At 44.2% G+C, this 26,176-nt stretch carries 28 protein-coding genes; 26 read left to right on the forward strand and 2 right to left on the reverse strand.

Annotation, left to right across the window (positions count from 1 at the left end):
* Positions 1–171: 171 nt before the first annotated feature.
* From KHZ77_RS09115 to KHZ77_RS09165, 11 genes are all read left to right on the forward strand, one after another.
* On the forward strand, positions 172–747 hold the full coding sequence (locus tag KHZ77_RS09115) for a xanthine phosphoribosyltransferase (protein ID WP_295198173.1): 576 nt from the start codon (positions 172–174) through the stop codon (positions 745–747).
* A 182-nt stretch (positions 748–929) separates the two neighbouring features.
* Complete coding sequence (locus KHZ77_RS09120; RefSeq protein WP_295198175.1) at positions 930–1,436, forward strand: YbjN domain-containing protein; 507 nt, start codon at positions 930–932, stop codon at positions 1,434–1,436.
* Between the two features lie 20 nt (positions 1,437–1,456).
* Entirely contained in the window at positions 1,457–2,086 is a 630-nt protein-coding gene (locus KHZ77_RS09125; protein WP_295198176.1) for a hypothetical protein, read from the forward strand.
* 213 nt (positions 2,087–2,299) lie between these two features.
* Positions 2,300–2,791 carry a 5-(carboxyamino)imidazole ribonucleotide mutase gene (gene purE / locus KHZ77_RS09130; protein ID WP_295198179.1) on the forward strand — a complete coding sequence of 164 codons (492 nt, stop codon included), beginning with the start codon at positions 2,300–2,302 and terminating at the stop codon, positions 2,789–2,791.
* 142 nt (positions 2,792–2,933) lie between these two features.
* Complete coding sequence (gene purC, locus KHZ77_RS09135) at positions 2,934–3,638, forward strand: phosphoribosylaminoimidazolesuccinocarboxamide synthase (protein ID WP_295198183.1); 705 nt, start codon at positions 2,934–2,936, stop codon at positions 3,636–3,638.
* A 24-nt stretch (positions 3,639–3,662) separates the two neighbouring features.
* Positions 3,663–5,084, forward strand: a complete 1,422-nt coding sequence (gene purF / locus KHZ77_RS09140; RefSeq protein WP_295198308.1) for an amidophosphoribosyltransferase — start codon at positions 3,663–3,665, stop codon at positions 5,082–5,084.
* Positions 5,071–6,135 carry a phosphoribosylformylglycinamidine cyclo-ligase gene (purM, locus tag KHZ77_RS09145; RefSeq protein ID WP_295198185.1) on the forward strand — a complete coding sequence of 355 codons (1,065 nt, stop codon included), beginning with the start codon at positions 5,071–5,073 and terminating at the stop codon, positions 6,133–6,135. The genes purF and purM overlap by 14 nt, the downstream gene beginning before the upstream one ends.
* On the forward strand, positions 6,119–6,736 hold the full coding sequence (gene purN / locus KHZ77_RS09150) for a phosphoribosylglycinamide formyltransferase (protein WP_295198187.1): 618 nt from the start codon (positions 6,119–6,121) through the stop codon (positions 6,734–6,736). The genes purM and purN overlap by 17 nt, the downstream gene beginning before the upstream one ends.
* Before the next feature lie 59 nt (positions 6,737–6,795).
* Positions 6,796–8,325 carry a bifunctional phosphoribosylaminoimidazolecarboxamide formyltransferase/IMP cyclohydrolase gene (gene purH, locus KHZ77_RS09155; protein ID WP_295198188.1) on the forward strand — a complete coding sequence of 510 codons (1,530 nt, stop codon included), beginning with the start codon at positions 6,796–6,798 and terminating at the stop codon, positions 8,323–8,325.
* An 8-nt stretch (positions 8,326–8,333) separates the two neighbouring features.
* Positions 8,334–9,614 carry a phosphoribosylamine--glycine ligase gene (gene purD, locus KHZ77_RS09160; protein WP_295198191.1) on the forward strand — a complete coding sequence of 427 codons (1,281 nt, stop codon included), beginning with the start codon at positions 8,334–8,336 and terminating at the stop codon, positions 9,612–9,614.
* 310 nt (positions 9,615–9,924) lie between these two features.
* The gene (locus KHZ77_RS09165) at positions 9,925–10,278 is read left to right on the forward strand and encodes a helix-turn-helix transcriptional regulator (protein WP_295198193.1); all 354 of its coding nucleotides are present in this window, start codon (positions 9,925–9,927) and stop codon (positions 10,276–10,278) included.
* A 119-nt stretch (positions 10,279–10,397) separates the two neighbouring features.
* Here KHZ77_RS09165 and KHZ77_RS09170 read toward each other — a convergent pair whose 3' ends face one another.
* Positions 10,398–11,069 carry a metal-dependent hydrolase gene (locus tag KHZ77_RS09170; protein WP_295198196.1) on the reverse strand — a complete coding sequence of 224 codons (672 nt, stop codon included), beginning with the start codon at positions 11,067–11,069 and terminating at the stop codon, positions 10,398–10,400.
* A 208-nt stretch (positions 11,070–11,277) separates the two neighbouring features.
* Here KHZ77_RS09170 and moaC point away from each other — a divergent pair, with 208 nt between their 5' ends.
* The 11 genes from moaC to KHZ77_RS09225 all read left to right on the forward strand — a co-directional run bounded on the left by moaC (position 11,278) and on the right by KHZ77_RS09225 (position 20,405).
* A complete protein-coding gene (moaC, locus tag KHZ77_RS09175; RefSeq protein WP_295198311.1) occupies positions 11,278–11,757 on the forward strand; it encodes a cyclic pyranopterin monophosphate synthase MoaC in 480 nt (159 codons plus the stop codon).
* A 228-nt stretch (positions 11,758–11,985) separates the two neighbouring features.
* A complete protein-coding gene (gene trmL, locus KHZ77_RS09180; RefSeq protein WP_295198198.1) occupies positions 11,986–12,477 on the forward strand; it encodes a tRNA (uridine(34)/cytosine(34)/5-carboxymethylaminomethyluridine(34)-2'-O)-methyltransferase TrmL in 492 nt (163 codons plus the stop codon).
* Positions 12,478–12,615: 138 nt separating this feature from the next.
* Positions 12,616–12,969 carry a YlbF family regulator gene (locus KHZ77_RS09185; protein WP_295198201.1) on the forward strand — a complete coding sequence of 118 codons (354 nt, stop codon included), beginning with the start codon at positions 12,616–12,618 and terminating at the stop codon, positions 12,967–12,969.
* Positions 12,970–12,991: 22 nt separating this feature from the next.
* On the forward strand, positions 12,992–13,888 hold the full coding sequence (murB, locus tag KHZ77_RS09190; protein WP_295198314.1) for a UDP-N-acetylmuramate dehydrogenase: 897 nt from the start codon (positions 12,992–12,994) through the stop codon (positions 13,886–13,888).
* Between the two features lie 188 nt (positions 13,889–14,076).
* Positions 14,077–14,517, forward strand: a complete 441-nt coding sequence (gene rplM / locus KHZ77_RS09195) for a 50S ribosomal protein L13 (protein ID WP_295198204.1) — start codon at positions 14,077–14,079, stop codon at positions 14,515–14,517.
* A gap of 23 nt (positions 14,518–14,540) precedes the next feature.
* Positions 14,541–14,933 (forward strand): 30S ribosomal protein S9, encoded by a 393-nt coding sequence (gene rpsI, locus KHZ77_RS09200; protein ID WP_295198207.1) that lies wholly within the window; start codon positions 14,541–14,543, stop codon positions 14,931–14,933.
* 261 nt (positions 14,934–15,194) lie between these two features.
* A complete protein-coding gene (locus tag KHZ77_RS09205; RefSeq protein WP_295198209.1) occupies positions 15,195–16,304 on the forward strand; it encodes an OmpA family protein in 1,110 nt (369 codons plus the stop codon).
* Between the two features lie 208 nt (positions 16,305–16,512).
* Positions 16,513–17,691, forward strand: coding sequence for a multidrug effflux MFS transporter (locus KHZ77_RS09210; protein ID WP_295198211.1), 1,179 nt, complete (start codon positions 16,513–16,515; stop codon positions 17,689–17,691).
* 391 nt (positions 17,692–18,082) lie between these two features.
* Positions 18,083–18,475 (forward strand): aspartate 1-decarboxylase, encoded by a 393-nt coding sequence (gene panD / locus KHZ77_RS09215; RefSeq protein ID WP_295198316.1) that lies wholly within the window; start codon positions 18,083–18,085, stop codon positions 18,473–18,475.
* A 58-nt stretch (positions 18,476–18,533) separates the two neighbouring features.
* Entirely contained in the window at positions 18,534–19,391 is an 858-nt protein-coding gene (panC, locus tag KHZ77_RS09220; RefSeq protein ID WP_295198213.1) for a pantoate--beta-alanine ligase, read from the forward strand.
* 9 nt (positions 19,392–19,400) lie between these two features.
* Positions 19,401–20,405: a bile acid:sodium symporter family protein gene (locus KHZ77_RS09225; protein ID WP_295198216.1), complete on the forward strand. Its 1,005-nt coding sequence runs from the start codon at positions 19,401–19,403 to the stop codon at positions 20,403–20,405.
* 213 nt (positions 20,406–20,618) lie between these two features.
* On the opposite strand, the gene KHZ77_RS09230 is transcribed toward KHZ77_RS09225, so the two are convergent.
* Positions 20,619–21,512, reverse strand: coding sequence for a LysR family transcriptional regulator (locus tag KHZ77_RS09230; protein WP_295198219.1), 894 nt, complete (start codon positions 21,510–21,512; stop codon positions 20,619–20,621).
* Between the two features lie 169 nt (positions 21,513–21,681).
* Here KHZ77_RS09230 and KHZ77_RS09235 point away from each other — a divergent pair, with 169 nt between their 5' ends.
* The 4 genes from KHZ77_RS09235 to pgl all read left to right on the forward strand — a co-directional run bounded on the left by KHZ77_RS09235 (position 21,682) and on the right by pgl (position 26,127).
* Positions 21,682–22,287: an NAD(P)H-binding protein gene (locus tag KHZ77_RS09235; RefSeq protein ID WP_295198220.1), complete on the forward strand. Its 606-nt coding sequence runs from the start codon at positions 21,682–21,684 to the stop codon at positions 22,285–22,287.
* A 163-nt stretch (positions 22,288–22,450) separates the two neighbouring features.
* Positions 22,451–23,587 (forward strand): alpha/beta fold hydrolase, encoded by a 1,137-nt coding sequence (locus KHZ77_RS09240; RefSeq protein ID WP_295198221.1) that lies wholly within the window; start codon positions 22,451–22,453, stop codon positions 23,585–23,587.
* Between the two features lie 273 nt (positions 23,588–23,860).
* A complete protein-coding gene (gene zwf, locus KHZ77_RS09245) occupies positions 23,861–25,390 on the forward strand; it encodes a glucose-6-phosphate dehydrogenase (RefSeq protein WP_295198223.1) in 1,530 nt (509 codons plus the stop codon).
* Positions 25,375–26,127: a 6-phosphogluconolactonase gene (pgl, locus tag KHZ77_RS09250; protein ID WP_295198224.1), complete on the forward strand. Its 753-nt coding sequence runs from the start codon at positions 25,375–25,377 to the stop codon at positions 26,125–26,127. The genes zwf and pgl overlap by 16 nt, the downstream gene beginning before the upstream one ends.
* Positions 26,128–26,176 lie beyond the last annotated feature (49 nt).

Consider the following 26,176-nt stretch of genomic DNA (forward strand, 5'->3'; position numbering starts at 1 on the left):
TAGAAATCAAAACGGACATTACTGTACCGCCTCGCAAAGTGGCATTAGTACGCTCCCGTTTGATGCCTGTTTCACAAGGTGCAGCGAAATTTATTGACCTTCTCCTTAGAAAATGATAAGGTAGTGTAATAAATTGTTAGACTGACAGGTAATCATGGAGGAGACATATAGATGGAACTCTTGAAAGAACGTATTAGAGAAGAAGGCATTGTATTAAACAATCGCGTGTTGAAAGTAGACAGCTTTTTAAATCACCAGATTGATCCGAAGCTGTTTGTACAAATCGGTAAAGAAATCGCCAACCGCTTCAAAGACAAAGGCATTGAACGCATTGTAACCATTGAAGCATCCGGCATCGCCGTAGCTTTGCAGGTAGCCATTGAAATGGATGTACCGCTCGTGTTTGCGCGCAAGAAAAAATCGATCCTTATGACCGACGATGTATATCATTCTGTTGTATATTCCTATACAAAAGAAGAAAACTACGATGTAACAATTTCTAAAAAATTCTTGCCGGCCGGCGAAAAGGTTCTCATCATTGATGACTTCCTAGCCAGCGGTGAAGCTGCCATGGGACTTGTAAAATTAGTGGAAAGCGCCGGCGATACTGTAGAAGGTATTGCTATCGTAATCGAAAAATCCTTCCAACCGGGCCGTGAACGCTTGGAACGCGAAGGCTATCATGTAGAGTCTTTGGTACGCATCAAAGAATTTAAAGACAATAAATGCGTGTTTATGGAAGACTAATAAAGCATAAGAAGGAGGCATTGCCTCCTTCTTTTTATATTTGCTAAAAAACAAGCTACACTATATAATTAAAGGTACATAAACATCTTAATCGTATAGCAGAAAATCAGATGAAACATGAATTTTCTTTATATCTGCTATCGGTTTTAGATGCTGCTTTTCATAAGGGGAGGTTGTTTTTTATGAACAAAAAGGTTGAAAAACTTGATGCTCTGTTAGCGTCTAACAATGTAACTAATTGGTTTACTAAGGAAGAATTTCAGGACGAAGTGAAATCCGTTGTGTATCGCGGTTTCTTCACTGTAGGCGAAGTGCAGGTTCCTACATTTATAGTACTTGATGATACGGTGTTCAATTTGGCACGTCTCATTATTACGAATGCACCGGTTCCGGAAGATCGTCGTGATGAAGTAATCAATTACTTAAATGATTTGAACGGTCGCTTCAAGATCTTTAAATATTATTTGAGCAATGAAGACGGTTTCGTATACATGGATGTAAGCCTACCGGGCGGCGATGATTTCGAACCGGCTTTATTAATGTCCTTGTTATTGGAAGTGGTAGAACCTCATTTACAGGAATACTACGGTATTATTATTGATACTGTGCTTGGCACTAAAGATGCTAAGAAAACTCGCAAAGGTAAAACGTCCCTGCGCGTGAAAAAAGAAACAAGCACTGAAAACTAATCATTGATTGAGAGGGCAAGATGAGTCAAGAAAAAAACAGAAAACAAATTAAATTTGATGCCTTCCTGAAAGAGGAAGAAATTAGTTGTTTTGACGTGAAGGCTATTGAGGACGAATCGTCCACTGTACTATATCGCTCCTATCTGGATACAGCTATAGGAACGATGCCTTTGTATGTAATTCTTGATTCAACTATCTACACGGTTGTACGCATCGTCGTAGGCGGCGGTGTTGTGAATGATGCAAACCGTGCAGGCTTACTGGAATTTTTAAATCGGGAAAATCGTCAATTTAAGAAATTCAAATACTATGTGGAAGATAGCGACCAAACCTTATATTTGGACTGCGTATACATGTGCCGGTCCGATGAATTTGTGCCGCAACTTTTATACGGATTACTGAATTCACTTATTGAATATATTGACGAAGCGGTACCTGCGTTGAAGTCTGTTATGCAGATTGAACGCTTACCGGAACCGTTTAAAGACCATGAGCATCATCATGATCATGATGAATTGGCGTCCATCGACGAACGTCTGACGAGCAGCAGTGTGTCTGCATCTACAGCCGGCGCGGGGACGACGCAATCGGAACAATTAAATACGGCATCATCTCTAGAATCTTCCCAAGGTCCTAAGGGCGTGGTGTGACAAGAATGACTCCTTATTTTATGAGGAGTCATTTTTATTAATGTTCGGAATACAACGAACAATAGAAATTATTAATCTTAAATCATTCGAAAATTGTGTTGACGAATAAGTAGGGGTTTGCTATTATCTAACATATACTTTACTTTCTTAGACCGTACTTAGTAATAAGTTGTTAATAGACTTAGGAGTAAGTAATTTACAGGAGGAACTAAAATGAAAGTTGGCATTGTTATGGGCAGTGATTCCGATTTGGCTGTAATGAAAAAAGCGGCTGATGTGCTCAAAGAATTCGGAATTGATTTTGAAATGGTCATTGCTTCCGCACACCGCACTCCGGAAGTGGTAAAATCCTTTGTTACCCGTCTTGAAGCTGAAGGGGCGATTGCATTCATCGCCGGCGCAGGCGCAGCGGCACATTTACCGGGCGTTATTGCCAGCTTCACTGTGTTACCTGTTATCGGTGTTCCTTTAAATGCAACTGCATTAAAAGGCATTGACGCTTTACTTGCTATCGTGCAAATGCCATCCGGTATGCCTGTAGCCACTATGGCTGTTGACGGCGCTAAAAACGCCGCTCTCTTCGCTGTACAAATCGGCGCAGCGCAGAATAAAGAATTACAGGCACAGTACAAAAAATATCGTGAAGATATGGCCAATGCAGTTATTGCTAAGAATGAAAAGTTACAACAGGAACTTAAAGGCTAAGAAGTAAACACCTGTACGATTAAAGATATATAACTATTTTAAGAAGACACGGCATTCCGCTTAGAGGCCGGGACAATCTGTTTAGAAGGCTATGACGAGCCGTGCAGTTATATTAATTTCTATGTTTCAAGGAGGAACTATCATGAACATGTTATATGAAGGTAAAGCTAAACAAGTATTTGAAACTGAAAACAAAGATGAATATTTAGTGCATTATAAAGATGACGCTACTGCTTTTAACGGCGAAAAGAAAGGCACTATTCATGACAAAGGCGTACTTAACAACAAAATCGCTTCTTTCTTCTTTGAATTGTTAACTAAAGAAGGCGTGCCTAACCATTTCATTAAACGCTTGAACGACCGCGATCAATTGGTTAAAAAATTAGAAATTTTACCATTGGAAGTTATTGTTCGTAACATCGTTGCCGGTTCCCTTTCCAAACGCCTTGGCATTGAAGAAGGTACTGTTTGCAAACGCCCTATCCTTGAATTCTGCTACAAAAACGACGACTTGGGTGACCCATTCGTAAACGAAGACCAAATCTTAGCACTGGGCTGGGCTACTGAAGAACAATTGGCTTTAGTTCGCAAATACACTATGCAAGTTAACGATATTTTGAAAAAATTCTTAGCTGAAAAGAACGTAACATTAGTTGACTTCAAATTGGAATTCGGCGTTCACAACGGCGAAGTATTGTTAGGCGACGAAATTTCCCCTGACACTTGCCGTTTCTGGGACAGCAAAACTAATGAAAAACTCGACAAAGACCGTTTCCGTCGCGATCTTGGCAACGTAGAAGACGCTTACAAGGAAATGTTATTCCGTCTTACCGGCGAACGTGCATAATTACGGACATAATAGGAGATTATGATGCATTACGACTCTATTTTTGACAAGTGGCATGAAGAATGCGGTGTATTTGGTATATATGACCGCCAATTAAATGTAGGAAACTATACATACTGGGGGCTTTTCGCACTGCAACATCGCGGTCAGGAAAGTGCCGGTATTGCCATTAGCGATGGCGAGAACATCGAAGTGACCAAGGGGATGGGCCTGGTTACGGAAGCGATTAAAGAACTTCCGAAATTAAAAGGCTTTATCACATCCGGCCATGTGCGTTATTCCACCACGGGCTCCAATAATCCGAAAAACATTCAACCGCTGGTAATTCATTATCAGGGCGGCGACATGGCCGTGGCTCATAATGGCAACTTGACGAATGCATTGGAACTTCGTCGTGAATTGGAAGATAACGGATCTATTTTCCAGACCACCATGGACTCGGAGGTTATCGTTAACCTTATTGCGCGCTCCAAGGCGCCATCTACGGAAGAGCGCATTATTGAAGCGGTGCGCCGCATTAAAGGGGCGTTCTCCCTCGTTATTAATACGAATGACAAATTAATCGGTGTGCGTGATGCGAACGGTTTCCGTCCGCTTTGCCTCGGCAAGACAGAAAACGGCTATGTACTGTCTTCCGAAACCTGTGCTCTCGATGCGATTAAAGCGGAATTTATTCGTCATCTGGAACCGGGTGAAATGGTTATCATCGATGATTCCGGCGTTCGCAGCCGTTTATTCGTGGAATCGGAAGATGAAATTAACAAAGCACTTTGTATTTTTGAATATATTTACTTCGCCCGTTCCGACAGTGAAATCGACGGCCAAAGTGTGTATCAGGCACGCTTGAACATGGGCCGCGAATTAGCGCGTGAAACGAAGTATGATGCGGATTTGGTTATGTCTATTCCGGACTCCGGTACGACCGCTGCCTTGGGTTATGCGCGTGAATCGGGCATTCCGTTTGCGGAAGGCCTTATCAAGAACCGCTACATGGGCCGTACATTCATTAAACCGGACCAGGCACAGCGTGAATTGGCTGTACGTATGAAACTCAATGCCGTATCCGACGTAGTGCGCGGCAAGCGCATCGTGCTTATCGATGACTCTATCGTGCGCGGTACTACCAGCGGTATTATCGTACGCATGCTCAAAGAAGCAGGGGCGAAAGAAATTTACATGTGCGTCAGCTCGCCGGCCATCGAATATCCTTGCCATTACGGCATCGATACGTCCGTGCGTAAAGAGTTGATCGCAGCAACCCATACAGTAGAAGAGATTCGTGAATATATTAAAGCTGATAAGCTACATTATTTAAGTCGTCAAGGTTTGTGTCGTGCCGTAGGTGCCGTGCCTGAAGAAGAATTATGCTTCGCCTGCTTTGACGGTAATTATGCAGTAACAGTTCCAGAAGAACAGGATGAGGGAGGCAAATATGTGCTCGAATAAAAAAGGTATCACCTATCGCGACGCCGGAGTTGATATTGATGCAGGTAATAAAGCTGTTGAATTGATGAAAGACGCCGTAAAACGTACCTACACTGAAGGTGTAGTCGGTGATATCGGCGGTTTCGGCGGCTTGTATTCCTTAGCCGGCTTTGACATGAAAGAACCAATGCTCGTATCCGGTACAGACGGTGTGGGTACTAAATTGCGCCTCGCCATCATGATGGACAAACATGACACCATCGGACAGGACTGCGTAGCCATGAGCGTTAACGACATCCTCGTGCAAGGGGCGGCGCCGCTCTTTTTCCTTGACTACATTGCGGTAGGCAAGTTGCATCCTGAACAGGTTGCCACTATCGTAGGCGGTGTAGCTCGTGCGTGCGAAGAGTCCGGCTGTGCTCTTCTTGGCGGTGAAACGGCTGAAATGGCCGGTTTCTACGAAGACGGTGACTACGATGTGGCCGGCTTTGCCGTAGGTATCGTAGACAAACCTCGTTTATTGACCGGCAAAAACATTGCCGACGGCGATGTGCTCATCGGTCTTCCATCCAGCGGGGTTCACTCCAACGGATTCTCCTTAGTTCGTAAAATCGTATTCGATCATAAGAATATGAGTTTAGATGATATGATTCCTGAGTTTGGCAAAACATTGGGTGAAGAATTGTTGACACCAACACGTTTGTACCCTAAAGCTGTATTGCCGTTAACTCGCAAAGGCCTCGTAAAAGGTATGGTTCACGTAACAGGCGGCGGATTCTATGACAACATTCCGCGCGTATTGCCTGAAGGTTTATCCGTACGCGTAAACGCCGATGCATGGCCTGTATTGCCTGTATTCAAGAAACTTCAGGAATGGGGCAATGTGGAAACGAAAGAAATGTACCGCACTTTCAACATGGGTATCGGTATGATCTTAGTGGTTGCACAGGATGATGTGGCAGCCGTAAAAGCCAACTTGGCTAAACACAATGAAACATTCTATGAAATCGGTCGCGTAGAAGCCGGTCAGACTGACCGTGTAATTATGGAAGGTCGTGACTTCGTTGACTAAACGACTGGCTGTATTCGCTAGTGGCCGCGGCTCTAATGCGGCGGCTCTCTATGAGGCTATGAAGGCCGGTGAAATTAATGGTCAAGTCGTGGTTGTCGTATCGGATCACAGTGATGCGAAGGTGTTGGAACGCGCCGCTGAATGGGGCGTTCCGGCCGTCGTTGTGGAGCGCAAAGGATTCAGCTCCAAAGACGAATTCGAACAAGCCATGTTGGACGCCATTGCACCGTATACACCGGACGCCATCGTGTTGGCCGGGTATATGCGCCTGTTAGGCCCTACATTTATTACTCCTTATGAAAATAAGATCCTCAACATCCATCCGGCCTTGTTGCCGTCTTTCCCCGGACTTCATGCACAGCGTCAGGCTGTGGAAGCCGGTGTGAAAGTGAGCGGTTGTACCGTTCATTTCGTGGACACGGGGATGGATTCCGGTCCGATTATTATGCAGGCTGTTGTTCCTGTTTTTGCAAACGATACGGAAGATACGTTGGCTGAACGCATTTTACCGGAAGAACATAAAACTTATAAAAAGGCCCTAGCCCTTTTTTGTGATGACAAACTAGTGATCAAGGACCATATTGTGCACATAAAGGACTAGCCTTCGGGCAGTCCTTTATTTTTCCTGACATACTTCGCAAACTCTACAAGGAGGATATTATGATTAAAAATGCACTTATCAGCGTGTCTGATAAAACAGGAATCGTTGACTTCGCTAAGTCACTGGCTGATTTAGGCGTTACGATTTACTCTACCGGTGGTACTTATAAGGCAATCCATGAAGCGGGCGTAGCAGTTCATCAGGTGGAAGAATTGACTCATTTCCCTGAAATGATGGACGGCCGTGTAAAAACATTACATCCAATGGTACATGGCGGTATTTTAGCTGTTCGCAACGATGAAAAACACGTAGCGGCTATGAAAGAACATGACATTCAACCATTGGATCTCGTAGTTGTTAACTTGTATCCATTCCGTGAAACTATTGCCAAACCGGGCGTAGAATTGGCGGAAGCTATTGAAAATATCGACATCGGCGGCCCTACTATGGTTCGTTCCGCTGCAAAAAATAATGCGTTCGTAGGCATTGTAGTAAACCCTGAACGCTATGACGAAGTTATTGAACGCCTCAAAAAGGATGGCGACTTAGGTCAGGACTTCCGCTTTGCTTTGGCAAAAGAAGCGTTTGCACATACAGCTGCTTATGATACAGCCATTGCTAACTACTTCAGCGAACAGTTAGGTCAGACACCATTCCCGCCTGAATATTTACAGGCCTATGAAAAAGTAACCGACTTGCGCTACGGTGAAAACCCTCATCAGAAAGCGGCTTTCTACAAAGAAATCGGCGCAGCTACCGGCATGGGTGCGATGAAACAGCTTCATGGCAAAGAATTGTCCTACAACAACATTGTGGACATGGAAGCAGCTTGGAACATGGTTTGGGAATTTGAAGAACCGGCAGCTTGCATTATTAAACATACAAATCCTTGTGGCGCCGCTACAGGCGAATCCCTTCACGAAGCCTATGTGAAAGCTTATGAAGCGGACTCCGTATCTGCTTTCGGCGGCATTGTGTCCTTGAACCGCGAAGTAGACGAAGCAACGGCTCAGGAAATGAGTAAAATCTTCTTGGAAGTTATTATGGCTCCTAAATTCTCCACAAAGGCATTGGCTATTTTAGAAGCAAAGAAAAATATCCGCCTCATCGAATTGGAACGCCCTGCACTTGATCAGGTTATCGTTAAAAAAGTGTCCGGCGGCTTATTGGTACAGACGGAAGACGACCTTGTAGAAGATGTGGCCTCTTACACAGTGGTTACCAAAACACAGCCTACAGAAGAACAGTGGAAGGCGTTAAAATTTGCGTGGAAACTTGTAAAACATGTAAAATCCAACGCTATCTTAATCGCTAAGGACAACCAGACTCTTGGCGTCGGTGCCGGCCAGATGAACCGCGTAGGTGCAGCCAATATCGCGCTTGAAGAAGCAGGCGAACAGGCAAAAGGCGCCGTGTTGGCATCGGATGCGTTCTTCCCATTCGGCGATACAGTAGCTACCGCAGCGGCTCATGGTATTGCGGCGATTATTCAACCGGGCGGATCCATTCGTGATGAAGAATCCATTGCGGAAGCGGATAAAGCCGGCATTGCTATGGTATTTACGCACGTGCGTCACTTTAAACACTAGGAGGTCCCATGAAAGTATGTGTAATCGGTTCCGGCGGTCGTGAACATGCATTGGCCTGGCGCTTACAGGCCAGTCCTTCCGTAGAAGCAGTATATGCCTTGCCGGGCAGTAAGGCTATGGAAGAAGTGGCTGTATGTGCCCCTGTAAAATGGGAAGACAGCGAAGCCGTAGTGGCTTATGTGAAAGAACATAACATTGATTTGGTAGTTATCGGTCCGGAAGCTCCGTTAGTAGCCGGTCTCAGCGATGTGCTCCGCGATGCGGGCATTGCCGTATTCGGCCCAAGCAAAGGAGCGGCGCAGCTGGAAGGCTCTAAAGTATTTGCCAAAGACTTGATGAAGAAATATAACATTCCTACAGCGGCTTATGGCGTATTTACCGATGTGGCGGCAGCTAAACAGTTTATTGACGAAGTGGGGGCGCCTATTGTAGTCAAAGCGGACGGCCTCGCAGCGGGCAAAGGCGTCGTAGTTGCTATGACGGTTGATGAAGCGTATGCCGCCGTAGAAGATATGTTGGCAGGCAACCGTTTCGGCGAAGCCGGTCATACAGTTGTTATTGAAGAGTTTATGGACGGCGAAGAAGCGTCCTTGCTTGCGTTCGCCGATGGACATAAAGCAGTACCGATGATTTCCTCTCAGGACCATAAGCGCATTTTCGATGGCGACAAAGGTCCGAATACAGGCGGTATGGGTACGTATGCGCCGGCTCCTGTTATGACAGACGAATTGTTAAAAATTGCACAGGACACTATTTTGACACCTATGATTGACGCATTGAAACAAGAAGGCCTTCCTTATGTGGGCTGTCTGTATGCAGGTCTTATGATTACCGATAAGGGCCCTCGCGTAGTGGAATTCAACGCCCGTTTCGGCGACCCTGAAACACAAGTTGTATTGCCTCTGTTCAAAGGCGATTTGGGTAAGGTAATGATGGACTGCGCCAACGGCACATTGAATGCAGATGATGTAGTATGGCATGACGGTGCGGCGGCGTGTGTAATTTTGGCGTCCAAAGGATATCCGGAAACATCCCATAAGGGTGACGTAATTTCCGGCGATGTGGTGAGTCATAGTGACACATCCGTAGTGTTCCACTCCGGTACAGCATGGCGTGACGGTCATTTTGAAACGGCCGGCGGTCGTGTGCTCGGTGTAGTCGGCATGGGCTCCACTTTACAATCCGCACTGGACGTTGCGTACGATCGAGTAGGTCAAATTACATTTGATGGCGCGCAATATCGCAAGGATATTGGACGAAAAGCGTTCAAACATTTGGAGGGGCGCTAAAAATAATCCACTCTCCCTTTAAATGGTCGAATTGTATAAAATTTATTAATTAAATATATGTTATTAGCCCCTGTTATATGCTTATAACAGGGGCATTTTGCTGAAAAGCCTTGTAAAATATAGCATTGTAGGTTATGCTCAAATGGTCTACTATAGATAGTATTTTGTAATGAAATGGAGAAAATTATAAAAAAAATTTGTAAATATACAAGATAACACTTACTTGTTTTTCAAAAGCGGTGTATAATAAAGGAAGAGTTATCTCTTACCAGGAAAGTATTATTATGACCGATGAAGTGGGGCGGTAAGTATGGCACTATATAAAAACTTAAAACGAGCGCGTGTACGGACAGGAAAGAGTCAGTTGGAAGTGGCTGCCAGCATTGGTATCAGCAATGCGGCTTTATCTAATTACGAAACAGGATATCGGGAACCGGATTTGGAAACATTGAAACAGCTTGCACTGTATTACGGTGTTTCTTTGAATGACTTGGCGGAAGCGGAAAGTACAATTTCTCCGGTTATCGACTTGGGGGCGGCGATTAAAAACAAAGAAGTGGCCTTCAACAGTACCATGTACGAATTAAAGCCTTCCCAACGACAACAACTTAAAAGACTATTACAGGGATTTTTTGAAAAAATTGGTAGCGCGCCTGCCAAATAAAGCAACAATACATTTAGAAAATAAAAAAGCACTTCCTACCCCGGCTAAATCAGCGATGATTTTAACCGGGGTAAGAAGTGTTTTTGTTTTTGGCTATTAATTTAGACCAAAGCGTTTAATTATAGTTCGATAGTTTTACCCGGAACGATTACTAAACCGGCCTGTTTGTGCTCGTTCTGCAGTTTATTAACAAATTCGTTCGGATCTGCATCGATAATCGGCCACGTTTTGTAGTGAATTGGAATTGTGGTGTTTGCTTTAATGATGGAGGCAGCGAAGAGGGCGTCATCAATGTCCATCGTGTAGTTGCCACCGATTGGCAATAAGGCGTAGTCAATGGTGCCGTGACGGCTAATATATTTCATGTCGCCGAAGAAACCGGTATCGCCGGCAAAGTAAACGCGCTTGCCGTAGAATTCAATTACGCAGCCGGAGGCGAGTCCGCCCGGTACGCCGGAACCGTGGAATGCCTGTGTGAGGCGAATGGAACCGAATTCAAAATCGTACTTGCCGCCAATTTGCATTTGATGTGTGCGAAGGCCGGCTTCCGTTGCCAAGTGGCCCACTTCAACAGTGGAGATTACCATGGCGTTGTTGGCTTTGCCGATAAGATTCGTATCACCGTAATGGTCAGAATGGCCATGGCTGACGAAAATATATTGACATTTAATGTCTTCCGGCTGCGCTGTTTTCCAAGTGTTGTCCTTTAAGAACGGGTCGAAAATGATGGACACTTCGCCATTGGAAAGTAAAAATGCTGAGTGACCGTAGTAGGTTAATGTAACTGCCATAATAAACCTCCTTATTATAGAAAATGCTAACTTTATGTTAACATAAATATATCACAAAATATCTTTTGTCGATATAATTAAAACAACATTAATACGTATAAATAAGGCAATTTCTACACGTGTAAAGAAGTAAAAAGAAGAAACTAAAAACAGAAAAACGAAGTGGAAAGAAATGGACTTAGAACAAGAAAGGACGGGGCTTTACTTTATGGACTTAACGCATTTTGATGAAAACGGCAATGCCCGCATGGTGGATGTAGGGCAAAAGGACGTTACGGAACGCGTAGCGGTGGCGGAAGGTTTTATCTCTATCAGCGACGACATATATAAGCGCATTGAGCTGGGAATGGTGAAGAAGGGCGACGTATTGGCTGTGGCACAGTTGGCGGCCATTATGGGCGCCAAACAGACATCCAACTTGGTTCCCCTTTGCCATCCGTTGGCGCTGACCAATGTAAATGTGGTGTGCGAACTGGATCAAATCAGACGGGCTGTACGCATTGAAGCCACTGTGAAAACATTGGGGCGCACCGGTGTGGAAATGGAAGCCCTTACAGCGGTTCAGGTAGGCCTGCTCACTGTATACGATATGTGTAAAGCCATCGACAAGCACATGGTTATGGGGCCGGTGTACCTGGTGGAAAAAATGGGCGGTAAGAGTGGACATTTCAAACGCATGGAAGACTGAGTATAGAAGACTAAATAAAAAAAGACTGAATATAAAAAGCTAAATATAAAAGACTGAATATTAAAGACTCAATGTTAACTCCATGAATGTTAACTCCATGAATGTTAACTCTATGATAAATCAAAATATTATGCCCGAACATAGAGCTATAACAATATTTTGCTTGAAGGCTTTACTATAATTAGGTACAATAAATTAGTTAGATATATTTAAAAAGAAGGAATATGTATGGAAATCGTATTAGTAGAACCGGAAATTCCGGGAAATACAGGTAACATAGCACGTCTTTGTGCAGCGAATCACATGACCTTGCACCTGGTAAAACCGTTAGGGTTCTCCATTGAAGATAAATATCTGAAACGGGCCGGTCTCGATTACTGGCACCTGGTGGATGTACAGGTTCATGAAAATTTACAGGAAGTGTTTGATAAGTATCCTGACCGCCGCTACTTTTTCGCCACTACCAAAGCAAAGCATACTTATGCGGAAATGTCCTACGAAATCGGGGACATGTTGGTATTCGGAAAAGAAACGAAAGGCTTGCCTGAAGATTTAATCGCTCAGCATATGGATACATGCATTCGCATTCCTATGATTGAAGAAGCCCGTTCTTTGAATTTATCCAATTCGGTGGCAATTATTGCCTACGAAGCGATGCGACAGCTGAACTTCCCAGATTTGAAAAATTTAGGGGCCGGCGTGCCTAAGGCAAATGTGTAGTACCTGTGAAAACCTAAAAGTGGTTGAAAGATTTACATAGGTTAAAACCATTAAAACAATTAAAACCATTAAAACAATTAAAACAGTTAAACCCATTGAATCAGTTGAAATGTGTGTTGAATGAAAGGTGGATTTACAATGAATTACGATAAGGCATATGAATTACAAAAAGCAATGAGAGAGTGTGAAGAGTACAAAACTCTTATGGAAGCTACAAAAGAAGTGGAAGCTGACGAAACTGCAAAAGGTTTAGTTGAACGCTTCCTCGTACAGCAGATGCAGTGGGAATACGCTAAAATGGCGGAAGTTCCTGAAGCTGACGAATACGCAAGAAAACAGGAAGAAATTATGCCTATGATTCAGGCTAACCCAAGCGCTCAAAAGTATTTACAGGCCCATGTTCGCTGGAGCCAAGTATCCAATGATATTTACCGCATCATTAGTGAACCTATTACAGAAGGAATGAAAATACTTGAAAACGTTAAAAAATAAGCTGGTTGCATTACATGAGGCCTTGAGTACCGTACTCCGTACGGATGAACTCTTATGGGATGAACCGCTGAAAGATCATACGACGTTTAAAATCGGCGGTCCCGCCGACCTGTTCATCATGCCGCGTACTATGGATGAATTGAGCCGCGTTATGCGTATCATTTCCGAAGCCGATGTGCCCCTCACCGTGTTGGGCAGCGGCTCCAATGTACTGGTATTGGACGGGGGCATTCAGGGCGTAGTACTCTCCCTGTGCCAAATGAAGGAACATCTAATCTGCGAAGGCAACAAACTTGTTATCAGCGCAGGTTACATGTTAAAAGAAGTATCTGAGTTCGCTTATGAAAACGAGCTGACCGGTTTGGAATTTGCCATCGGTATTCCGGGCACATTGGGCGGCGCTATTTTCATGAATGCCGGTGCGTATGGCGGCGAGATGGATCAGATTACCACCAAGGTGCGTGCCGTTGCACTTGACGGTACGGTGCACGAATATGGCTTAGACGAATTGGCGTTTGCCTACCGTCACAGCCGTTTCCATGAAAGTCATGAAATCGTAGGCGAAGTGGAGATGACACTTAAACCGGGTGTTAAAGCTGACATTTTAGCTGTTATGGACGATTTGACAGAACGGCGCATGAGCAAACAGCCGCTGGAATATGCCAGTGCAGGATCTACATTTAAAAGACCTACGGGCTATTTTGCAGGCACACTCATTGAAGAAACGGGCCTTAAAGGTCTCGCGTGCGGTGATGCGGAAGTGTCTCGCAAGCATGCGGGCTTCGTAGTAAACAAAGGCACGGCCAGTGCCAGCGATGTGTTGTCCGTCATTCGTGAAGTACAGGACCGCGTGGCTAAGGCTCACGGCGTATGTCTGGAAACAGAAGTGCGCATCATCGGCCGCAGCAAAGGCGAATAAGCTTTAAAAATCAAAAAGTTTTAAAAAAGGCCGTTATTTAACAAATAATTGCATAAAATCCGCTTGACACAATGTTGGTGGATTAGTATAATATTTCGGTAAGCATTTGTATCTTATTCCATTAGCCCCGGAAAGAAGAGCAGGATGCTTTTTGGTAACAGTAGTCGTTATGAGGAGGAATTAGCAGCATGAAAACTACATATATGGCCAATCCGAACACTGTAGAACGGAAATGGTATGTTGTTGACGCTGAAGGTAAAACTTTAGGACGCCTTGCTGCCGAAGTAGCTAAAGTTCTTCGGGGCAAGAATAAACCGACTTTCACACCACACGTAGATACCGGTGACCACGTTATCGTTATCAACGCTGAGAAAGTTCGCTTAACAGGTAAAAAATTAACTCAAAAAACTTATTTCCGTCATTCCGGTTATCCAGGCGGATCTACATTTGTAACTGCAGGAAACATGTTGGAAAAACATCCTGAACGTGTTGTAGAAATGGCAGTTCGCGGCATGCTTCCTAAGAACAAATTAGGCGCTCAAATCTATCGTAAACTTAATGTATACGCTGGCCCAGAGCATCCACATGCAGCTCAAAAACCAGAAGTTTTGGAATTTGATATTCGGTAATCACCGGGAGGAGGAACATATACATGGCAGTAGCTCAGTACTACGGTACAGGTCGTAGAAAATCTTCCGTTGCCAGAGTTCGTCTGGTACCGGGCACAGGTAAAGTAACGATCAACAAACGTGATCTTAATGAATACTTTGGTCGTAAAACTTTAGAATTAATTATTAAACAACCATTAGTGTTAACAGGCACTGTGGAACAATATGATGTTATCGCTGACGTAGCAGGCGGCGGCCCATCCGGTCAAGCCGGTGCAATTCGTCACGGTATTTCCCGCGCTTTATTGGACGTAGATGGCGAACTTCGTCAGTCCCTTAAAAAAGCCGGCTTCTTAACTCGTGACCCACGTATGAAAGAACGTAAGAAATACGGTCTTAAGAAAGCCCGTAAAGCTTCTCAGTTCTCCAAGCGTTAATATTTGCGAATGGAAAAACCCTACAAACCTCGTGTTTGCGGGGTTTCTTTTTTTTGCTTTTTTTATGTGAGTTGAATCTTTCGGACTATTGATATGTAGATTAACTGTGGACGTTACATTAATATATCCTTGTTAAAATATATTATTTTTCATTAAACTTTTATTGAAATTATATCGAAAAAATTCTATAATGAACTTATAAATGTTATATGCAATTATATTACATGCATTTTATAGAGATTTTAGAAAAGAGGAGATATTATGAAAAAACGTGCGTTATTATTAGCAGCTGTAGCAGCTTGCGTAACCACAGCAGCATTCGCTGCACCACAAACTCAATGGCAGGAAGGCCAATGGCAAGTCGATTTGGGGGCTTGGAATCCTGAAGCCAGCTTTGATGCAGGTAAGGTTGCCGGTGTAGGCGGAGATGTGACTACTAATGACAAATGGAACTTCCAAGGCGGCGTTACTTACGGCTTAAACGATCGTTGGGCTGTTCAGTACAATTACTATGGTTTGAAAACTAAAGAAGATCAGGGTATTGGCACTGACGGCAATGCACAGGAAGTAAATGCTCTTTATTCTATCAATAAAAACTTTGCCGCTTATGCAGGTTGGAACCGTATTAAAAACAAGTTAACTGCTGATGGCGACAGCTATTCTCAGACTAATAATGTGGCTCAAATCGGTATTATCGGTAAAGCTCCTATTACTGACAAATTAGATGTTTACGGCAAAGCTGCTGTAGGTACTCAGAATACAACAATTTGGGAAGCAGGTCTTGGCTATAGCGTTACACCTGATTTAGATCTTAACGCAGGTTACCGTTATGTAAATACTAAGTTGGCTGATAAAGGCGACTTCGGCGCTCTTGATGATGCAAACATCAGCTACAAAGGTTTCATTGCCGGCGTATCCTATCGTTTTGGCGGCGGCCGTGATGAAGCACCTGAACCAACTCCGGCTCCTGTATACAGACCACAGCCACAACCACAGCCGGTACCTGTAGTACAACAAGCTCCGGCAGCTCGCAATGACTACTATTTAGAAAGCGTTCACTTCGGATTTGACGAAGATCAACCTCTTAACAGCGAACAATCTAAATTAGATCATTTTGTACAGGTAGCGAAAGCTAACCCAACTCATACCTTCAAATTGGTAGGCAATACTGATTCCAGAGGTACAAGCGGTTACAATGATGCTCTTTCCCAACGCCGTGTTGACAATGTAGCAGCCTATGCACAGAGCCAGGGCGTACCGGCTTCTCAGTTAGTACTTAACTACAAAGGCGAATCCGATCCTGTAGCAACTAACGACAGCGATCAAGGCCGTGCTGACAATCGTCGTGTAGATATTTGGGAAAACAAATAATTGAATGAGGCTTAGATGCTAAGTATCTTCCATGATATTTACTATCTTTTATAAAATTCAATATATCTCGCAATATTCAGTATCTCACGTGGTATTGAGTACCTTGCGCAGAAAAAAAAGGGATTCCTTTTAAGGAATCCCTTTTTTTGTTGCTTTTTTCATCTTTCTCCTATATAAAAGTTTTATTATGAAAGAGAGGTGATGATTCATGAATAAACTCGTGATTGTATTGATCGCATTTATGGCATCAATCGGGCCGTTAAGTACGGATATTTATCTGCCCGGATTGCCGGAAATTGCCCATGATTTGGGAACAACAGCATCAGGCGGTCAGCTCAGTTTGACAGCCTGTTTTATAGGTTTAGCTTTAGGTCAGGTGCTCGTAGGGCCTTGGAGTGATGAAGTGGGCCGACGAAAACCGGTTATGGTATCATTTATCGGCTTTGGGTTGGCTTCTTTTTTATGTGGCACCGCCACATCACTGCCTTTATTTCTACTATGGCGTTTTGTTCAAGGTTTGGCAGGCGCCGGCTGTATCGTATTGAGCCGCTCTATTGCGGGGGATACACATACAGGGCATGAGCTGACGCGCTTTATTTCTCTCTTGGTACTGATTACATCCATCGTACCGATTGGCGGGCCGGTCCTAGGTGGTATTATTCTTACCTATGCCGGTTGGGAAGCCATTTTCCTTCTCCTCACCGCTTGCGGCGTGCTGGGGGCCATTTGGACTTTGGCCGGTTTACCGGAAACGTTACCACCGGAAGCACGTGTGGAAGGGGGCTTGAAAAGCTCAGTTCAAAATATGAAGGCCCTTTGGCAGAATGAATCGTATCGCGGTTATTTATTAGTTCAGGGCTTTGCATCGATGGGCTTATTTGGTTATATCGGCGCCTCTCCGTTTATTATGGAAGGCATGTATGGATTTACGCCTACGGAATTCAGTATTTTCTTCGGTATCGGTTCCGCCGCATTAGCTTTAGGCGCTCAGATTTTTGGACGACTCAGTCAAAGCCTGGGAGAACATGCTATTTTATGGGCCGGTAATATAGCCGGTGTAGTCATCGGACTCTTCATCGCCGTATTAGCTTGCATTCAACCTGAATCACCTTGGTTTATTATGATTGCTTTGGTCTTGTTAATTTTCAGCTGCGGCATTACCTTACCTCTCAGCTTTTCATCGGCTATGAACGCACATAAAGGTGTATCCGGCAGTGCTTCAGGCCTCTTAGGAGTTATTTCCTTCTTGGCCGGTGCTGTAGCATCGCCTTTAGTAGGGATCGGCGGCGGTCATAGCATGTGGCCTTTGGCGCTTTTAATTATAGCTGAACATGGAGCCTCTTTAATGAGTATGAAAATATTTACAGAGCGTGTAAACGCAGAATAAGTCATAACCGAAGATATAAGAGGTTGTTAAATTTAAACTAGATAATTTAAACCATATAGTTGAACCATATATTTGAACCAGATAATTTAAACTATATATTTGGACTAGTATTTATATAAAAATCTTCACCCAAAGTGCAACGGAAAGAGCCAATGGACAATTATGGGTGGATATAATGTGTGTTTTATGGTATAGTGCAGTGGGAGATAGTATTCTGTTGAAACTATACTCTATCTGACACACAATGCTTCATGTAAACAACTGACCATAACCCTGCGCGGCGAAGAGTAATCTTATGGATATTCATATTGCGGCGGAGGCTTATATTGCATGTAATCGGTGTTCGATGGAAATTCCTCGAACACCGTTTTTTTATGTAAAGGAGAAACAGATGATTCGTGAAGTATTAGCCGGGAAGATTCATCGCGCTACGGTGACTCAGGCGGCACTTGATTATGTAGGAAGTATTACGGTCGATTCAGAATTATTGAAAGCGGCCGGTATCTACGAATACCAGAAAGTAGATATTGTAAATGTAAACAATGGAGAACGTTTTCAGACTTATACCATTTGCGGGGAACCGAACAGTGGTGTCATTTGTCTGAATGGAGCGGCGGCCCGCTGTGCCTGTACGGGGGACACAGTGATTATTATGGCCTATGCTCAAGTAAACGAGGAGGAAATAGAAACACATAAACCGTCCGTCGTATTTGTGGATGAGAAGAATAGAATTGCCCGATTAACGAACTATGAGAAGCATGGTTTGTTAGCTGATATGAAGTAATTGTGTTGTCAGAGCAGAACTATCTTCACATACACAAACAACGAAAGGATTAGGTAAAATGAATATTGTAAGAACTGTTGATGATGTACGAAATCAGGTAAGAGAATGGCGCAAAGCCGGCATGACGGTGGGACTCGTGCCAACCATGGGATATTTGCACGAAGGTCATGCGTCCCTTATAAAACGCGCCGTAGCGGAGAATGACCGCGTCGTGGTGTCCACCTTTGTAAATCCTGTACAATTTGGACCCACAGAGGATTTGAGCACCTATCCGCGAGATGAAAAGCGCGATGCCGATTTATGTGAATCCGTAGGAGCACATCTTATGTTCCATCCTACGCCGGATGAAATGTACAAGAATCCTAAAGTATCCCTTGTGGTGAAAGATCTTAATGATCATCTCTGTGGCGTAACGCGTCCTGTACATTTCCATGGTGTGTGTACGGTGGTTATGAAGTTGTTCAACATTGTCACACCGGATAAGGCGTACTTTGGTGAAAAAGATGCGCAGCAATTGGCCATTGTACGTAAAATGGTGGAAGACTTGAATGTGCCGGTGCAGATTGTAGGCTGTCCGATTATACGCGAAGAAGACGGCTTGGCCAAATCATCACGCAATACCTATTTGTCGCCGGAAGAGCGGGAGGCCGCATTGTGCTTGAGCCGCAGCATTTTCTACGGACAGGATCATATAAAACCGCAAATGAAAGCGGCTGAATTGATCGCAGGTATGGAAGCGATTATTCAGAAAGAACCGTTGGCCCGGATTGAATACTTAAAAGTGGTTGATGCTCTTTCCATGGAAGATGTGGCCATTGTGGACCGCCCTGTATTGGTTGCGATGGCTGTGAAAATCGGCAAGACCCGTTTAATCGATAACTTCAGTTTTAATCCGGCCGGGCAGGACGGGGAATAGGAGCGGCGCATGAAACAAACAACGAAAGCGTCACTTCCGATGGCTGAACGAATTACCGGGGCCGTTACGAAATACATTGGAGCTATCATTATTCTGTTTTCTTTATGGGCCTGTGTAACGCCGGGCGTATTCAGCTGGACCGTAAACTATACGGCCACCTTCTTAGGTATTGCCATGTTCGGCATGGGCCTTTCTATTAAGGCACGGGATTTTAAAATCGTGTTGGCTAAGCCGAAAGAAGTATTGTTGGGCGGCGTACTGTTGCAATACACCATCATGCCCTTAACTGCATTCCTGCTGTGTAAGGCGCTGCAGCTGCCTACAGATATTGCCATCGGCGTAATTTTAGTAGGCTGTTGTCCAGGCGGTACGGCCAGCAATGTAATCACCTACATTGCGAAAGGGGACGTGCCTTTATCGGTAGGGATGACCATCGTGTCCACCTTGCTGGCGCCGGTCATTACACCGTTCCTGATTTTTATGCTCGGCGGTACCTGGATTACCATTCAGTTCTGGGCCATGGTTATGTCCGTCGTTAAAATCGTGCTTTTACCTGTATTAGTCGGTATTTTCATTCATCACTATATGGGCGAACGATTGAAGTCGTTGATTACGATTATGCCTTTAGTCTCGTCCATTGCCATCGTGCTTCTCATCGCCGGTATTATCTCGGTGAACGTGGATAAAATTTTCTCTGCCGGTCTTTTAGTGCTGGCTGTGGTGATTTTACACAATCTCATCGGCATGACATTGGGACTTACAGCAGGGAAATTGCTGAAGGTTACTTATCCGAAAGCTACGGCCATCGCCATCGAAGTGGGCATGCAGAACAGCGGACTTGCCGTTTCACTGGCCGCACTTCATTTCGCCATGAATCCGCTGGCTACCTTGCCGGGCGCTATTTTCAGCGTATGGCATAACATCTCCGGTGCTATCTTTGCAAGCATACGGCAGCGACATGATGAACCGGACGCGGATGAACTCGTTGATGGCGTTGAAAGCTTGAGCAAGTAGACAACAAATGATTAGATAAAAAAATGAGTAGATAATCAGCGAATAGATAACTAGCCAATAGATAATAAATAGCCGGAAATAAAAAAGAGCCTTGCCACTGATGTGGTAAGGCTCTTTTCGTTTGCTAACTTGAATGCAGTATCCTTATGGCAAGTGCATAAACTATAGAGTGAATAAAAAACTTTGTGAAGCTTAAGCTCATATCTCTATGAATTAAACAACAGCATAAGGGGCGTTTTCCTTATAATAGGACTGCAGAATTTCGATGAATGTAGGGAGGCTTTCCTTCGTATTGTCCTTACGGGTGCAAAGGACACAGGGAATGGTGCCGGCGCTTTCAAATGGAATCCACACGAACTCATGGCTGTAATCGTTGAGCAGGCCCGGAATGAGGCAGACAGCCCGGTTGGACGCAATATTGATGAGGGTCGTTTCATGTGTTTCGCTGGTCAAGGTTGGAATGTTCAGCAAATTGACGGCAGTGCGTTGCGCTTTTTGCAATTCTTTAGGGCTCCCGCCGCCCACTAACAAGGTGCGCCCTTTTAAATGTTCATAGTCAGCCACGTCAAGATTGGCTAACTCATCATTTTGATTGACGACCAGATAAATATGACTGTCATATAGTTTGTGCTCTTTAACCTCAGTATGGGGTGTTAGAAATGATTGGATGGCGAAGAACACATCATACTTGTATTGAAGAAAGTCGGCATAACTTTGAGGCCCAGCATCAATTGTTACATCGACAAAAATATCCGGATATATTTGATTGAATGTTTTAATAGCGTCCGGTAAGGCTAATAAAGTTGTACGGTACGGAAGGCAGATGCGGATAACGTCATTGTAGTCCTGACTGAAATTGCGACATGTTTCAATGGTCCGCCTCAAATCGGCGCGCATTATACGCAGGTCTTCGCAGAATCGCTCGCCTGCAAGCGTGAGCGCAGCCCCTTTGCCGGAACGTAGAAAAATTTGGAAGCCCACTTCCGCTTCTAAGGACTTAATCTGATACGATAAGGCAGGTTGTGTAATGAAGAGATTCTCTGCGGCCCGATTAAAATTCAATGTATTTGCTAATTCGAGGACACAGTCAATTTGTTTAGTATTCATACATATCCCTCTAAATGATATAATTATTTTATTAATAATAAAGTTAATCAATTGGATAATTTTATTATAATAGCCTATACTGAAATCATCAAGAGGAAAGCTTGATAGCTTAAATTAAAAGTAATTTTTGTTAGAAAATATTAGAAAAAATTTTGAGAGGAAATATGATATGAAAGAAAAAATTTTGATTATTGGTGCCACCGGTTCTATCGGTCGCAAAGTAAGAGATACCCTATTGGAGCGTACTGATTGGGAATTGGTTTTATTCTCCCGTCAGGCAGGCCGCATCGCTGTTGATGACAGTCGTGAAACAGCAATTAGCGGCAATGTATATAACGAAGCTGAATTAGTGGACGCTATGGAAGACGTTACGGCAGTAGTTGTAGCCTTGACCGGTGACTTGGGGGCTATGGCTAAAGCGATTGTAGGGGCTATGAAGAAAGTCGGTTTAGAACGTATTATCTTCATTTCTTCCATGGGGATTTACAATGAAATCCCTGCCCGAATCGGCAGCAACGGTAACTTGGAGCACAATCCGGTGTTACAGACATACCGTGAAGGGGCTGATGTGGTGGAAGCATCGGGCTTACAATATACAGTAATTCGTCCGGGTTGGTTCGATAACGGTACTACGGAATTTACCATTTCCCGTAAAGGCCAGCCATTCGAAGGACATGATGTATCTCGTCAGGCAATTGCAGACTTTATTTTAAATCTTTTGGAAGATGGTACCGTGTATATTAATGAAAGAGTAGGCATTCATCGTCCGGACTAAAAAAACTGTTAAATCCTTAACACGAACACTTTATTTTCCAAGATAAAAACAGTGATGAAGTGGCAGCTCATGTAGAGCAATGGATTAAACAACATGTAAAGAAGTAATTGTATGATTGTAACTATATGGCCATAGGCTGTATAGTTACCAGAAAGGGGAACGTATGAAACGACGTATTAAGAATTTAGTTATTAATTCTGTGTTAAGTGCTACTTTATTATGGGGTGGCGTGCAGGCCGCAGAGCCGATTGTACTGGAAACACAAGGAAGTTATGCCGTAGGCGGCAGTGTAGTACATCATGATGGTATGTTTACACAGGAAAATTTCGTATCACCGCAAGGGCAATCTGCTTATGGGGACCATGCGTATGTGTTTTACCAAATTCCTGTAAATGCCAATGAATATCCTATGGTATTCCAACATGGTGGAGCCCAGTCGAAACGTACATGGGAAACTACACCTGACGGCCGTGACGGGTTCCAAAACATTTTCCTTCGCAAAGGCTTCAGTGTATATTTGATTGACCAGCCACGCAGCGGGGAAGCCGCAATATCTACGAAACCGAAGAAGGAAGGCGAAGCCTGGTCTGACAATCCGCTCTACGGCGACCACACCTTATTCATGCTGTCCCGCGTAGGCTATTTTGATGAAAACGACCAACCGAAATTATGGGAAGGCTCTCAATTCCCTGAAGGGCCTGATAGTTACAATCAATTCCAACGCTCTTGGACAATTGGTGCCGGCGAATTGGATAATGATGTGAATGCTGATGCCTTGGCTGAATTATTCGATGAAATTGGACCATCCATTTTAGTAACTCACTCCATGGGCGGTACTATCGGTTGGCGTACACCGCTGAGAACGGATAACGTGAAAGCAATCATCTCTTACGAACCGGGCGGAACTCCATTCCTCTTCCCTGAAACAGAAATGCCGAAACCAAGCGATGCTACATTCCCTGCATTGGGCGCATCTGCCATGGGCATTCCAATGGAAGACTTCTTAAAATTGACTAAGATGCCGATCATTCTGTACTATGGCGACTTCATTCCTGATCATAAGGTAGCAGATGCCGGTCCGGATAAATGGCGTACAGAGTATGAAATGGCGAAACAATTCGTTGATGCCGTAAATCGTCACGGCGGTGATGCGACTATCGTGCATTTGCCTGACATCGGCATTACCGGCAATGACCACTTCCTCATGGCTAATAAAAATAATCAGCAGTTAGCCGACTTGGCGGAACAGTGGTTAGCGTCTAAGGGGTTAAATCATAAGAAGAATAATAGTGCTAAGTAATATAGCAATTACAGGTCGGGCCCGTGGCGAAATTTTCGCTGCAGGCCCGGCTTTGTTTTATAATAAACACTATTTAATGATTTAGAATAAACACTATGTATTATTTTATGCGAAACGGGGAAATGATGTATTGCAGATGCAGTGTTTTATATCATACAAATTTCATTTTCTACCTGACGGCTTATAGATGACATGAAGGGCCGCTTATGCTATGATAAAGTTATACTATTATGGTTAGATTTATTTTGAGAAAAGTATAGGAGATCAGAACCTATGAGTGCAGGACCAATGACAGTTTCATATAATTACCGCGAGCAGCTTTGCATTGATGCGGCTCCGGGCCCGGGCGCCATTGTTATCTTCGGCGCATCCGGTGATTTGACAAAACGTAAGTTGTTGCCGGCCATTTTTGCTTTATACAAACGAAATCTATTGCCGGAACATTTTGCGGTAATCGGCGTAGCCCGTACGGCTATGACCAACGAAGAGTTTCAGGACGAAGTACGCGAAGCCTTAAAGGGGCAGGGCAACGAAGTGGACTCCTTCGTAGAACGCTTTTCCTATGTAGCCGGTCAATATACAGAAGCTGACACATTCAAGCGTCTGGACGAAGAGTTAGATCGCGTTACAGAAGAACATGGTACAGAGCATAACGCTTTGTTCTACCTGGCGATGCCGCCAACCATGTTTGAACCAATTGTAAAAGGACTTTATGACGAAGGCTTATTAGAAGAAGACAAGGGCTGGTCCCGCGTTATCATTGAAAAACCGTTCGGTCATGATTTGGACAGTGCCGTTGAATTGGACAAAGCACTGAAGAAATACATTAAAGAATCTCAGACATATCGTATTGACCATTACCTCGGCAAAGAAACAGTACAGAACATCTTGATGCTCCGCTTTGCCAATGCGATTTTTGAACCATTGTGGAATCACACATATATTGAAAAAGTGGAAATTACGGTAGCGGAAGAATTGGGCGTTGAAAAACGTGCAGGCTACTACGACAAAGCCGGTGCGTTGCGCGACATGTTCCAGAATCACATGATTCAGATGTTGTCCCTCATCGCTATGGAACCGCCGGCCGTATTCGAAGCCGATGCGTATCGCGATGAAATTGCAAAACTTATTTCCTCTATCCGTCCATTGGAAGGACAGGACTTGGGCAATATTTCCGTGCGCGGCCAATATGTGGAATCCGTAGATCCGGAAAAACCGGCTGTAGGCTATCGCAAAGAAGAAGGCGTGGCACCTCGTACACAGACTGAAACGTATGTGGCATTGAAGTTGTTCATCGACAACTGGCGTTGGCGCGGCGTTCCGTTCTACATGCGTACAGGTAAACGCTTACCGAAGAAACTCAGTGAAATTGCAATTACCTTTAAGCCGATTCCACATTCTATTTTCAAACCGATTCGTCCAAAAGACTTCAATCAGAACGTCTTATTGTTGCGTATGCAGCCTCATGAAGGCATGGGCTTATCTATCGAAGTTAAGTCTCCGGGCTCCAAGCTTTGTGTAAATACATTGGAAATGGATTTCTCCTACAGTGACTTTATGCAGGGCGTAGACATTCCGGATGCGTATGAACGTCTTATCTTGGATGCCTTGTTAGGCGACCAGACATTGTTCGTTCGTAACGATACTGTAGAAGCTTCGTGGAAACTCTTCATGCCATTGTTACACGCTTGGGAAAACAATCTTGATGCTGTTCCGCTTTGCTTCTATCCGGCTTTCAGCGAAGGGCCTAAGGAAGCCAATGAGATATTAGAAGGAGGAACCTTGTCATGGCGCAAGATCTAATTCATATTTTTGACACACCGCAGATGGTGGCTGAAGAGGTAGCGAAAGCGTTTGTCGCTTTCACCAAGGAAACAATTAAAGCTACCGGCTCCTGTGTGGTGGCCATTTCCGGCGGCACAACACCAAATACTTTATTTGAGTTGTTGAACACTGATGAATATCGCAAGGAATTGGACTGGGAAAATATTTTCTTCCTCTGGGTGGATGAGCGATTTGTACCACAAACCGATCCGGACAACAACTTCTTCCGTGCGGAGCAGCGTTTGTTCGGTAATCTCAGTGCTTGCCGCCATTATTATCCGGTGCCAACGAATGACGGCACTGTAGAGGAAGCGGCAGATGCCTATGAAAAAGAAGTGGACATGGTATTGCGTGCCTGTGAAAAAGACTCGCTGGATTTAGTGCTTCTTGGCCTCGGTGACGACGGTCATACGGCATCTCTGTTCTCGAAGTCTCAGGCCTTACATGTAATGGATCGCAAGATCGCACCGGTTACAGACGGCAAAGTTTGGAATCGCGTTACTATGACCTTCTCGTTCTTGGCAAAGGCTAAACATGTATGGTTTACCGTTGTGGGCGACTCTAAAGCCACGGCCTTATCCCGTGTGTTAAGACAACGTATGGATTATGAAGAAGAAAGCTGGCAGGAACGTATCGATCACGTGCTGCCGGGCGCAGTTCTATCACAGGACAGTGTTACCTGGTATGTTGATAAAGCGGCGAAAAAGCTAAAATAATAAATAATGAGGTATAAAAAGGCCTCATATTTAAAAATCGTAAATAAAT

Source organism: Veillonella sp. (genome assembly GCF_018364065.1).
GTDB lineage: Bacteria > Bacillota > Negativicutes > Veillonellales > Veillonellaceae > Veillonella_A.